The organism is Ferdinandcohnia sp. SAFN-114 (genome assembly GCF_059415045.1).
The window spans coordinates 1-12,971 of sequence record NZ_JBPFDQ010000012.1 but is presented as its reverse complement, the minus strand read 5'-3'; the positions used below and the strand labels follow the sequence as shown (position 1 = coordinate 12,971).

Here is a 12,971-nt window from a genome sequence, read left to right as displayed (position 1 = left end):
TAATATTCTATATGAAAATCGTGTTTTTTCAAATTTGGGACGAGGGACCTGTCCCTCTGTCCCATGGGAGGATATTAAATGAGTGCGGATGTTGTTGTGGTGGGTAGTTTGAATGTGGATATGGTGGTGAATGTGAAGGAGCGACCAGAATGGGGTGAGACGGTACTCGGTCATGGCTTTTTTACAGGAAACGGTGGGAAAGGTGGTAACCAAGCGTATGCAGCTGCGAAATTAGGGGCATCGGTCGCAATGTTGGGCTGTGTCGGGGACGATATTTTTGGTAAGCAGCTTTTAGAAGGATTGAATGAAGTCGGGGTGGACACGTCAAATATTGAAAAGATAAGCGGCGTTTCATCCGGCGTTGCGGTGATCAGTGTAAATGCCGAAGGAGAAAATAGTATCGTTGTTTCACCAGGCGCCAACGACCATGTGACACCAGAATATGTGTCTAAATACGAAGAGATCATCCGTAAGGCGAAGCTTGTGATGATACAGTTGGAGATTCCTTTGGAAACGGTCATCGAAGTTGCGAATATCGCGCATACATATAATGTCCCCGTTATGCTCGACCCTGCACCTGCACGAAAGCTTCCCGATGAGCTATTAAAAAAAGTGACCTACCTTGTTCCGAATGAGAGCGAGCTAGGAGTTGTAGCGGATACGAAAATTACGGATGTGGAATCCGCTAAAAAAGCTAGCAGTTGGCTATTGGATAGAGGTGTTGGGACTGTTTTTGCTAAGCTTGGCGGAAAAGGCGTTGTTGTGTCTAGGGAAGAAGACACGTTTGCTGTCAACCCGCAATCTGTTGTTGCGGTTGATACAACAGCAGCTGGTGATGCATTCGCTGGCGCACTTGCCACAGCGCTTGCTGGCGGCAAAATTCTGCAAGAAGCAACGGAATTTGCAAATGCCGTTGGTGCCCTAACCGTCACCAAAAAAGGCGCTCAAGCCTCAATGCCAACACTAGAAGAAACAAACAAATTACTAGGGACAGGTGACACTGGCCAATAGTGGGTCACGGGGACAGGTCCCTTGTCCCAGGGAGGTAAATGATGAAGAAGGTTATTTTTGATGTAGATACGGGGATTGATGATGCAATGGCGATTGCGTATGCAGTGAACTCGCCGGAGCTTGATATTATTGGGTTAACGACATGCTATGGAAATGTCGCAGTTGATGAGGCAACCAGAAACACATTGGCTGTTTTAGAAAAACTAGGTAGAAACATCCCGGTATTTGCGGGTGCGGACAAGCCCCTAAATCGAAATCCGCGTGAAGGCTTTGCGAAACATGTGCATGGGGAAGATGGATTAGGGAATGTATTGGATTTTGAACCTCAAACATCAGCGAAATCAGAGTATGCGGTAGATTACATCATTGAACAGGTCAAAAAGCTACCTCATGAAGTAACAATTATTGCCGTTGGGCCGTTGACAAACCTGGCCTTAGCGGTTCAAAAGGCACCGGAGATTGTGGAGCTGGTCTCCGACGTGGTGATTATGGGCGGAGCGGTTTTTGTACCAGGGAACGTAAACCCATATGCAGAGGCGAATATTTTTACAGATCCTGAAGCTGCGGAAGTCGTGTTCGCATCAGGATTACCGATCACCTTAGTCGGATTAGACGTGACGATGCAGACCCTGTTACCAAGACAAAATGTGGATGCGTGGCGAAATGCTGGATCCGAAGTCGGGGAATTTTTTGCGAATATGGTCGGCTTTTATCATGACTTTTATGAATATGCTAATCCTGGAATTGGCGGCTGTGGTCTCCATGACCCATTGGCAGTCGGCGTGGCTATTGACCCGAGTTTAGTGAAAACAAAGTACATAGGAGTTGGCGTCATTACTGAAGGAGAAGAAGACGGCAGAACTGTGCCGCTTTCAGAAGAAGAAGAGCCTAAAATCAATGTCTGTACAGAGGTTGACGCACCAAGATTCTTAGAACACTTTCTAAAAAGAATGCCTGCAGGCCAATAAAAAAATTTCAAGCCCATGCTCTTAAAACTAGTAGCGTGGGCTCAGTTGTTGTAATATTGTAATAATAAACGGGAAATGGGTTTGGGACACGGGGACAGGTCCCTTGTCCCAGGAAAAAAACGGTGGGACGAGGGACCTGTCCCTCTGACCCAGGGAAGCAAAAGACCCTGGTCCCACGTATGAAGGTGGCATGGATTGTGATGGAACAGCAGGTTGTGGCGTATTTGAAGGAGAAAGAGTCTGAGATGGTGGAGGTTCTGAAGGGGTTAGTCGAGATAGAATCTCCATCTCATGATAAAGAGGCGGTGGACCAAGTCGGTGAGCAGGTTCAGCAGCTCTATAAAAAGTATGTGGGTGGCTCAATCCAAAAGTTTGATAATGAGCATTTTGGGGATCATTTCCGCTGTGAATTCGGTGAGGGAGAAGAGCAAATTTTGATTTTGGCTCATATGGATACGGTGTGGCCAAAGGGAACACTTGAAGAACTTCCATTCCGGATTGACGGAGACATGCTTTTTGGGCCAGGCTCATTTGATATGAAAGGTGGCATTGTGCAAGGATTATTTGCGGTAAATGCGCTTAAAGCACTTAATGTTCCTTTGAAAACGAAGGTTGTCATGTTGTTTACGTCGGATGAGGAAATTGGTAGCGAGTCATCGCGAGTCTTAATTGAAGCAGAGGCGAAAAAGAGCAAATATGTGCTTGTTCTAGAATCCGCGGCAGCCTCGACTCAAGGGAAACTCAAAACATCTCGTAAGGGCGTCGGCATGTTTACAATAAAAGTACAGGGTCGCGCAGCACATTCAGGCATTGAGCCTGAAAAAGGAATTAGTGCAATTGAGGAGTTAGCCCGACAAACCATATATTTACACGGACTAACGGATTTTGAAAAAGGAACAACACTCAATATCGGGCTTGTAAAAGGTGGAAGTGCTTCAAACGTAGTCGCTGCAGAAGCAGAAGCAGAACTGGACTTACGTGTGAAAAATAACGCAGAATTTGAACGCGTTATTCCATTAATTCAAGGTATAAAGCCAACCAAAGAAGGTTTAACGGTAGAGGTAACGGGTGGAATTAACCGTCCAGTGATGGAAAAAACACCGGAAATCACTAAAATGTTCGAAACAGCAAAAGATATAGCGAAGGAACATCTTGGCTTCGAACTAGAAGATCAAGCAAGTGGTGGAGGTAGTGACGGCAGTTTTGCATCACAATTTGCACCAACCTTAGATGGACTAGGGCCAGTTGGCGATGGTGCACATGCCTCAAACGAGCACCTCCTTATCTCGCAAATGCCAGTAAGGAGTGCACTAGTCGCCCTACTCATCACAAAACTAGCAAACGAATAAGCGCGACACAAGCCAGGTGGGACACAGGGACAGGTACAGTGTCCCAGAGAAAATTGGCCGTAAATAGATCCGCTTATCCCAATATGGGAAACAGGGACAGGTGCACTGTCCCAGGAAAAAATTGGTGGGACGAGGGTCCTGTCCCTCCGTCCCAAATGTGAGGTTATGGATATGTTTTTTAATAGGGAAGAGTTTCAGCGTAAGAATGAGAATCGTGGAAGGTTGTTGGTGAGTTGTCCTGACCAGCCTGGAATTGTGATGGCGATTTCTCAATTTTTATATTCGTTTGACGCGAATATTATTGAATCAAGCCAGTATTCAACCCACCATGAAGAGGGTACATTTTATCTGCGAATCGAGTTTGACTGCCCATCTTTAACAGAGAAAAAGCCTGAGATGGAGTCATCATTTTTAGAGATTGTGGACAAGTTTTCAATGAAGTGGAAGCTAATTGACGTTCAAAATGTGAAAAGAACAGCGATTTTTGTTTCAAAGCAGCTTCACTGTTTGCATGAACTTTTATGGGAATGGCAAAGCGGAGACTTGATGACAGACATTGCGCTCGTCGTGAGTAATCATGAGGACGCAAGACCTGTTGTTGAAAATCTTGGCATTCCGTTTATTTACATACCGGCAAACAAGGACATCCGTAAACAGGTGGAAGAGCAGCAGCTTCAAATTTTAAAAGAGTATGATATTGATTTAATCGTATTGGCTCGTTACATGCAGGTGTTAACACCTGACTTTGTGGCGGAATATCCTAACCAAATTATTAACATTCACCACTCGTTCCTACCAGCGTTTGTCGGGGCTAGACCGTATGAGCGTGCCTATACACGCGGGGTAAAATTAATCGGTGCGACCTCTCATTATGTAACGAATGACTTAGACGAGGGCCCGATTATTGAACAGGATACTGCTCGTGTTGACCACCGTGACGATGTAGCAAGACTAAAGAAAATCGGTCAAAGTGTGGAACGAAGCGTGCTCGCACGTGGGGTAAAATGGCATCTGGAAGACCGAATTATCGTGGATAACAACAAGACAATTGTGTTTTAGGGTCACAGGGACAGGTCCCTTGTCCCAGGTGAAAAATGGGTTGGACACGGAATTTGTCCAACCATTTTTAGTTTTTTGTCGAAATTTGTGATTCGACCCTATGTAAGCATGCGAATTTAGGTTATATTATATATAGAATATTTTTTGCATGGGGGACTAACAGTGGCTTACCAATTAAATCAGTGTTTTAAAATGTTTACTTTAAATTCGAATCCTAAACTTGCAGAAGAAATGGCGACGTTACTAGGGTGCGAATTAGGAAAGTGTTCAGTTACACGTTTTAGCGACGGAGAAATCCAAATAAACATAGAAGAAAGTGTTCGTGGAAGTGAGGTTTATTTAGTACAGTCAACTTCACAGCCAGCAAATGAACATATTATGGAATTATTAATTATGATTGATGCGTTAAAACGCGCTTCAGCAAAGAACATCAATGTTGTAATCCCATACTATGGATACGCGAGACAAGACCGTAAAGCGCGCTCACGTGAACCAATCACTGCTAAGCTTGTAGCAAATTTACTGGAAAAAGCGGGAGCAACTAGGGTTATAACGATGGACCTACACGCACCACAAATCCAAGGATTTTTCGATATTCCTGTTGATCAATTACTTGGCGTACCCCTTTTAGCGAAGTATTTCGGTGAAAAAGGGCTTGAGGATGTTGTCGTCGTTGCGCCAGACCAAGGTGGAGTTGTTCGTGCTAGAAAACTTGCGAGCCGACTAAATGCACCTATCGCATTTATTGATAAACGTCGTCCGAAACCAAACGTGGCACAGGTGATGAATATCGTTGGTAACATTGAAGGTAAAAATGCAATCATCATTGACGACTTGATTGACACAGCTGGAACCATTACCTTAGCTGCGAAAGCATTAAAGGAAATGGGGGCAAAAGAAGTATATGCATGCTGTACGCATCCCGTCCTATCTGGCCCAGCGATTGAAAGAATAGAATCATCACCAATTCAGGAACTGGTAATCACAAATACCATCCAACTGCCTGAAGAAAAACAGATCGACAAAATCACAACAATTTCAGTAGCACCACTGTTAGTAGATGCTGTCGAACGTATACACAACGAAAAAGCCGTAAGTCCTTTATTCGAATAAAATACATGAATCCGGGCTGTTCCACACTTTGGAACGGCCCTTTTTGGGACAATCCACTTTTATATGGTAATATGGTGGGACGAGGGACCTGTCCCTGTGTCCCAAGAAAGGATAGATTGTTATGACATTTTTAGAAAAAATAAAGCCACATCTACTTTCGGATGATATTTTGATTCAAAGAACAGTTTTGCATGCGCTACATGAATACCCAAATGTTCCTGAAGAGTGGACAGTTGAGTTACTGAAGGAAGCATTCAGAAATGAAGCGAAGCAAGCTGACATATTAATGTACCTAGATAAACAAAAAATTAATGAAGAAGCACTGGCTATTTTAATCGATAATATTCCTACTATGAAGCAGAAAGACCGTCACCTGGCTTTGGGGTTATTAAATAATATTGATACTCCACTTGCTTTAAAGTATAAAAAGCAACTTGAAAAATATATTCCAAAACAAATCTGGGAAATCCATGAGGTTATCGAACATGCCGAGGAAGAAGACGTATATTCCATGTACGGTGAGGTATTGAATAAAATTGAACGATCTCTTTCCCCTGGATATGACTATTATCCAATTGCGAAAAAGATATCTAAGTGTATTGTAGAAAAGGGTTGGATAACGGAGGAAGAGATTGACGGTGTTCTTGCAGAGGAAACCAACGAAGAGTGGTTTTCTGAAAATGGGATTATGAATGTCTATATGGCCGGATTGCTAAAACTAGAAAAACACATCCCACTTTTTGCAAGTTTCTTAATGAGAGATGATGACGCCTTATTGGAGGAAGTGAATGCAGCACTAATCCAATTTGATTCAGATCAAGTAGTAAAAGCGGTTGCTCCTTATGTAAGAAAGCCAGAGTCTGTCATATATGCAGCCTCGATCTTAGGAAATATCAAAACCGACCTTGCACTTCAGGGATTAAAAAAGGCCTATCATGAAACAGATGAATTGGATGTACAAGAACCCATTATTGAGGCGCTTAGCTTCCATTTTTCAAAAGAGGGACTTCCTGAAATGAACGCCCATATGGAGTATGAATATGATTTTTCACTAGTGGAAATTGAGCACGTCGCCTACAGCTTTTACACGATCCTTGGCGAAAAGCACCCAGACCTACTCGAGTGGAAGAAAAATGAAATGGAAAAAGAAGGTCCAGCGCTTCAAATAACTCCAGTGATAAACGAAAATAAAATAGGCAGAAACGACCCATGCATATGCGGCAGCGGAAAAAAATATAAAAAATGCTGTGGAAAATAAAAAAAACGGCTGAATCCAATTTGGGGATTCGCCGTTTTTTTGGATCCGAGGGACAGCTCCTTATCCCTGTGTTCCTAGGATGCTTTTTGGCCTTCTAGGATTTGGACTGTTTGGTTGGCCGGTTTTTTCATAAAAATTAGGTTCATGATGATGGCTGTTAGGCTTCCGATGACGATTCCGTTGCTTGTTAGGATTTGGACGCCTTCAGGTAGATTTGAGAATAGGGTTGGGACGGTTGTGATACCAAGGCCCATACCGATTGAACATGCCATGATCAATAGATTTTCTTGTGATGAAAAATCAACTTTGCTTAGCATTTTAATGCCTGCAGAAATAACCATTCCAAACATCGCAAGCATTGCACCCCCAAGAACTGGCGTTGGGATGACGGTTGTGAAAGCACTGATTTTTGGGATGAATCCAAGGATGATTAGAAATGAGCCTGCTGCGTATATCACGGTGTTCTTTTTTACACCAGAAAGTTGGATAAGTCCAACGTTTTGAGAGTACGTTGTATATGGAAATGCGTTGAAAATTCCACCTAAAATAGTCGCAATACCTTCTGCACGATAGCCTTTTGACAATTCTTTTTCAGACAACTTTCTACCAGTGATATCACCAAGTGCGAAGTACACGCCTGATGCTTCAACAAGTCCCACGATTAGCACGAGAATCATCGTGATGATTGCGGAAGGTTCAAATGTTGGCATACCAAAGTAAAACGGCTCTGGCATGTGCAACCAATTCGCCTCAGTGACAGCTGAAAAATCAACGCGCCCTAAGAAGTAAGATACAATCGTTCCAATGATTAATCCAAGTAGAATGGCGATTTGACGCATAAATCCTTTGGCAAAACGGTATAACACTAAGATGAAAATAAGTGTTCCAAAAGATAATGCAAGGTTTTGAAGCGAACCGAAATCTGCGCTTCCTTGTCCGCCTGCCATGTCGTTCATCGCAACAGGAATAAGTGTGATACCAATGATGGTAACAACTGACCCTGTCACAACTGGAGGGAAATATTTTATTAACTTACCAAATATCGTTGAAACAAGGACGAGGAATACTCCGCCAACTAAAATCGAACCGTAAATCGCGGATACTCCGTAGTCTGCGCCGATTGAAATCATCGGCCCAACCGCTGTGAACGTACAACCTAGCATAACTGGTAGCCCGATTCCAAAGTATTTATTCTTCCAAACTTGTAACAGGGTTGCAATTCCACACATTAAAAGGTCGATTGCAACGAGGTACGTGAGCTGTTCACCAGTTAACCCGATAGCGCCTCCGACGATAAGTGGCACAATCACGGCTCCTGCGTACATCGCGAGTACATGTTGAATTCCAAGAGATGCGGTTTTAAATAAGTTCTCCTTCATTAGCGACCAGCCCCCACTTCTTCTAAAAATGTAACTTTTCCACCCTGTAGTGTTTGGATGCGAGCAAGTGATTCAACTTTGAAACCTTTGTCGCGAAGCATTTTTCCACCATCTTGGAAGGATTTTTCAATTACAATTCCTATTCCGGCTGTTTTAGCGCCAGCTTTTTCAACGATCTCAGTTAGGCCCAGAGCAGCTTGCCCATTTGCTAAAAAGTCGTCAATGATTAGCACATTGTCTGTTGGTTCAAGGAACTTTTGAGAAACGGAAATTTCATTGGTCTCATTTTTCGTAAAAGAATGTACGGACGCTGTGAGTAGGTCATCTACTAGAGTAAGAGATTTTCTTTTTCGAGCAAAAATCACAGGGACCCCAAGTTCAAGAGCAGCCATCATGCCAGGCGCAATCCCTGAGGACTCGATTGTTAAAACCTTGGTGATTTGGTCATGCTGGAATCGTTGCGCAAACTCATTACCGATTTCCACCATTAACACAGGATCTATTTGGTGATTTAAAAAGGCGTCAACCTTAAGAACGTGGTCGGAAAGGACTCTACCTTCATTGATAATTTTCTGCTGTAAAAGTTCCAAGCAAATTTCCTCCTTAAAATGTGTGTTCAAATGGGAGGATGAAAAGGACCACGAAATTTTAAGTGTCATTTTCACCGTACTTTTGAACATCCTAAAAAAATAAAAAAGCCTGAACATCATTGCACTCCTCAATTACGAGTGAGTCAATGACCTTCAGGCTTTCACGAAGGAAGCGGAATAAGCATAAATGCATTCCCATTGCTCACTCATAGTCAGCGCATTTACGGTACGCTGGTAGAAACTTACGGGCCATATCCCCGTGATTATATGAGTGAATGCCGATATTCAAAATGGTATGTACTTATTCTATTACGGCACGCGAAATTTGTAAATGGTTGGTGTTGGAAAAGTAATAGGAAGAGGGTGGCTATAGATGAGGTGTAACATACTGGATGCTGAAATAGCAGGGTTTTATAGGATTGTACAACTTGATGAAAATTGTCGAAATATGTGTATGAGTAAGTTAGCGAGACGCAAATTTGCGGATAAAAGCGATAATATCCATTTCCCCGTAATTTATATTTCAGCTGTAACCATGACATACAAAAAATACAGACTTATAGTCATGGTTACGTAGATAAAGCCACATACAAACGGGATTCAAGAATAATAGAAAAATGGGTGTAGATAGTTGATTAGTTGCATTTTTCCCATCGATAAAAAAAGTAGCAAATAAGACGTAAACCATGATTACGAGTAATACATGAAGATATTTTTTGGCGTTTGCGAAATGGCTCTATAAATCTTTATTCCTCATTGAAATATATAGCTTTCTCGTTTAAAAAAAACCAAAGACAAAATAAACGAGACAGATAAAATGTAATAAATAACGAAATCCAGGTAAAATACCATTCCCAGTGTACATATGTGATGAGCTCAGTGTATTTTTCAATCATAACTTCTACAACTGTCATCACTGAACAAAAAAGAACATAATAACTTAATTTAATTTGGGCACTCCGGTTATTGGGATACCGTGTGTTAAAGAGGGCACAGATAACAGGAAATGCATAAAACTCAAACGTGAAACTTGCTCGATTAATGGAAGGAAATAATCGGATTGGGTATTCAAGCCATCCTAACTCAACGACCACTAAGCCAATGAGAAAAGTAATAATCTGTTTGAATAAAAATGCAACAACTGCCAAACGAATCTTTTGTTTTGGGATGAAAAATAGAATTCCTGTTGATACGAAATAAACTAATATCAGGATCCACCATTCAATTCTCATGGGTCATCCACCGCTTGCTTGAGATATAGAATTTTGACGATAGAACCAGTTACAACAGACTTCGCTTACGTAAAAGAGAAAAGCGATGTAAACCACCATTCCGTACCTTGTAAGGGATCCATATTCTAATAAATCTGTATATCTCTCGGTTAGAATATCGAAAACCGTCACAATTGTGACCCATGAAAAAAAGATTGTCCAGTTGCGCTTTTTTCTTTTATGGACATATTTTTTCTGGTGTACATAATAGATAGAAAACAAGACCGGGTAGAAAATATAATCGATGGTAATTGCAAGATCTGTTGCTTTAGGGAGCAATCGGACTGGGGCGCTTATTAACCTGTAATAAAAGGAAGGCATGTCACAAAGCCAAATAATCCCTTGAAACATAATCAGCGCCAAAACTCCCTCGCGCCGATTTTGGCGGGGAATAAAAAGGAAAAAACCACTAAATCCGAATAGCCACATGGCTCCCAAGATATAATGCTCCATCTGCATATTGCCTGACCCCCCGATTAATGATAATGGGTGCAAAACGAACATTCTTAATATTGTCCATTTTTTTCAATTGTATGTAATGACACCTACCAATACACAACTGAATGGCCAGCTCATACAGTAAAGAGCGAAAAAGGCAAATCATTCAATAACACGAAGGCATCATTAAATACATTGCGATGGGTCAAGGGGAAAGGTCCCTTGTCCCAGTTGCATTGGTCGGAAATATAAAAAGGATGCACAAAAAACCGTGCATCCTCTTGTAATATTAATAAGATTAAAACAAGCTTACTCTAATCAATGATCAAATTTCTCCACAAAATCTTTCAACACATGGACAGACTGAACGCAGTCATTCAAAGGAGTCCACTCAGCTGGGTTATGGCTAATGCCGTCTTTGCTCTGAGCAAAAATCATCGCTACCGGCAATACATGTCCCACAATCATCGCGTCGTGCCCAGCACCGCTTGGTAAATAGACCGGCTCAATTCCTTGGGCAACCACAGATTTTTCAAGCTTTTTCTGCATGTCTTCACTAATCGGAACAGGTGCTTCACGGAAAGTTTCTTCATATTGAAGTGCGATCCCATGTGCTTCAGAAATTGTTTGAGCTTTTTCAATCACCAATTCAATAAGTCGGTCTCGTGTTTCCTTTTTGATATCACGAATGTCAACTGTCAGGCGAACCTCACCCGGGATGACGTTTGCGCCATTTGGCAGTACATCGACTTTTCCAACGGTTGCAACCGCTGATGAACTTACCTGTCCAGGCAGAGATTGGACCTCATGAATGAACTGGCTTGCTGCAACCAACGCATCTTTGCGGTCGTCCATTGGGGTGTTGCCCGCATGTCCGGCAAGTCCCGAAAATGTCATTCGTAACCAACATGGACCAGCGATTCCAGTCACAATTCCAACTGGCACCCCAGCTTTCTCCAATCTTTTACCTTGTTCAATATGTAATTCCACAAACGCCTCAAGTTTGGAAAGATCTCTTTTTGAATTAAAATATCCGTCAACTGAAAGTCCGATATTCTCTAAAACATTTGTAAAAGAGTCGCCATTGAAGTCAGTTTTTGCAAGATATTCCTCTCTTGTTACTTCCCCAATCATGGCTGCACTTCCACTAAAACCTCCATTAAAACGGGCGCCTTCTTCATCAGTAAAAATAACAACTTCAAATGGTCGTTCCGGCACAAAACCAGTTTGTTTCCATGCACTAGCCACCTCAAGCGCCGCAAGTACACCAAGTGGACCATCAAAATGTCCGCCGTTTGGAACACTATCAACATGGGAACCAGACATAAGCGCTGGTAGATTTGGATTTTTACCATCGATGCGGCCGAAAACATTTCCAGCTCCGTCTTGAGTTACAACGAGACCAGCTTCCTCCATCCATTGCTTTACCAAATCTTTTGCTGCCTGTTCCTCGGGGGAAAATCCAGTTCGGTGTGAACCGTTGTCTGCAGTTAACCCAATTTCTGAAAGAGCAGACAGGCGAGACGCCAAACGCTCACCACTTACACCGTTTTTATCTAATGATAGATCATAAGTTGAAACTAACTTGTCAAATAAGTTCAAGGTAGGATACTCCTTTTTTGATTTTTTTTATAATTCTACCACATCTTGTAACTGTTATCGCGCAAAAATAATATTTTTGAGGGTAGAACAAAGTAGGAACAAATGTTCTGTTTTTGCTAGTAATCTATTATCTGAAATGTTAAAATAGAGTTGCAGTTACATAAAGCGGTGGGCGGTTAGCCACTTCCTGGTAGAAGGGAGGTGGTAAAGATGACGACATACGAGGCAATGACCGTGGCAATGGAAGCTAATTTAGTTTTGCTAGGGGTCATCACAATTGTGGTAATGTTGTTCGTTGAAAACAAAAAGAAGTAACCGCCTATCCACGCCTAGGATTTAGGTAGTTACTTCTTTTTGGTATCACTACTATGTTCATGGGCAAGCCGCTCACTTGCGGCATGTAACTGTGTTGATCAGGTGTTAGCGCACCTGATCTTTTTTATTATATCTTTATTATAATCTTAATAATCGCTTAATTCAACTTGTTGAGGTGGCATTAGTAGCAAAAAAAGAAGAATGTTGAAAAAGAAGTAATCAGCACGCCAAACCAAGGTAGTTTGGTGAATACTTCCTTTTGTCAATTTTCAATGTTTAACCGCACCTGATCTTTTTTATATGCCGATTCTACAGCGTATTAAAAGCGGGGGAGTTCCTAGAATGGTTATTACGCAATTCTTTGAGCTTTAAACGCAATTCCGTCGAATAAAGCGCAATTCCGTCGAATAAAACGCAAATGCTCGGACATATTGCGCAATCCTATCAACTCATGGCAAAAACCGCCCAAACTAGAGCACAATTCGCACCGCATAGGTCGTAATCCTCTCAATTCAACACACAGCCCCACGCCCTCACTCATAATGAACTGACCTAGCCAAATGAGACATATATAAAACACCTATCCATATTAAATTTAACACTTTTTCATTAATTTGA

At 42.0% G+C, this 12,971-nt stretch carries 11 protein-coding genes and 1 riboswitch; of the genes, 6 read left to right on the top strand and 5 right to left on the bottom strand.

Translation table 11 applies throughout. The features are described 5' to 3' along the window. Positions 1-78: 78 nt before the first annotated feature. From rbsK to ACR65M_RS05715, 6 genes are all read left to right on the top strand, one after another. The gene (rbsK, locus tag ACR65M_RS05740; RefSeq protein ID WP_440272811.1) at positions 79-1,011 is read left to right on the top strand and encodes a ribokinase; all 933 of its coding nucleotides are present in this window, start codon (positions 79-81) and stop codon (positions 1,009-1,011) included. A 41-nt stretch (positions 1,012-1,052) separates the two neighbouring features. After that, positions 1,053-1,979 carry a nucleoside hydrolase gene (locus tag ACR65M_RS05735; protein ID WP_440272810.1) on the top strand — a complete coding sequence of 309 codons (927 nt, stop codon included), beginning with the start codon at positions 1,053-1,055 and terminating at the stop codon, positions 1,977-1,979. Positions 1,980-2,179: 200 nt separating this feature from the next. Further along, the gene (locus ACR65M_RS05730; protein WP_440272849.1) at positions 2,180-3,328 is read left to right on the top strand and encodes a M20 family metallopeptidase; all 1,149 of its coding nucleotides are present in this window, start codon (positions 2,180-2,182) and stop codon (positions 3,326-3,328) included. Between the two features lie 171 nt (positions 3,329-3,499). Then, complete coding sequence (gene purU, locus ACR65M_RS05725) at positions 3,500-4,387, top strand: formyltetrahydrofolate deformylase (RefSeq protein ID WP_440272809.1); 888 nt, start codon at positions 3,500-3,502, stop codon at positions 4,385-4,387. Positions 4,388-4,549: 162 nt separating this feature from the next. Further along, entirely contained in the window at positions 4,550-5,500 is a 951-nt protein-coding gene (locus ACR65M_RS05720; protein ID WP_440272808.1) for a ribose-phosphate diphosphokinase, read from the top strand. A 121-nt stretch (positions 5,501-5,621) separates the two neighbouring features. Then, positions 5,622-6,758, top strand: coding sequence for an SEC-C metal-binding domain-containing protein (locus ACR65M_RS05715; protein ID WP_440272807.1), 1,137 nt, complete (start codon positions 5,622-5,624; stop codon positions 6,756-6,758). Positions 6,759-6,832: 74 nt separating this feature from the next. On the opposite strand, the gene ACR65M_RS05710 is transcribed toward ACR65M_RS05715, so the two are convergent. The 5 genes from ACR65M_RS05710 to ACR65M_RS05690 all read right to left on the bottom strand — a co-directional run bounded on the left by ACR65M_RS05710 (position 6,833) and on the right by ACR65M_RS05690 (position 12,038). Continuing rightward, positions 6,833-8,137 carry a solute carrier family 23 protein gene (locus ACR65M_RS05710; RefSeq protein ID WP_121445516.1) on the bottom strand — a complete coding sequence of 435 codons (1,305 nt, stop codon included), beginning with the start codon at positions 8,135-8,137 and terminating at the stop codon, positions 6,833-6,835. Continuing rightward, the gene (locus tag ACR65M_RS05705; protein WP_440272806.1) at positions 8,137-8,727 is read right to left on the bottom strand and encodes a xanthine phosphoribosyltransferase; all 591 of its coding nucleotides are present in this window, start codon (positions 8,725-8,727) and stop codon (positions 8,137-8,139) included. Before ACR65M_RS05705 ends, ACR65M_RS05710 begins: the two co-directional genes overlap by 1 nt. Before the next feature lie 189 nt (positions 8,728-8,916). Then, a riboswitch (purine riboswitch) is annotated at positions 8,917-9,018 on the bottom strand. 455 nt (positions 9,019-9,473) lie between these two features. Beyond that, complete coding sequence (locus ACR65M_RS05700; RefSeq protein WP_440272805.1) at positions 9,474-9,959, bottom strand: CBO0543 family protein; 486 nt, start codon at positions 9,957-9,959, stop codon at positions 9,474-9,476. A gap of 3 nt (positions 9,960-9,962) precedes the next feature. After that, complete coding sequence (locus tag ACR65M_RS05695) at positions 9,963-10,457, bottom strand: CBO0543 family protein (protein WP_440272804.1); 495 nt, start codon at positions 10,455-10,457, stop codon at positions 9,963-9,965. Between the two features lie 297 nt (positions 10,458-10,754). Then, a complete protein-coding gene (locus ACR65M_RS05690; protein ID WP_341333169.1) occupies positions 10,755-12,038 on the bottom strand; it encodes a M20 family metallo-hydrolase in 1,284 nt (427 codons plus the stop codon). Positions 12,039-12,971 lie beyond the last annotated feature (933 nt).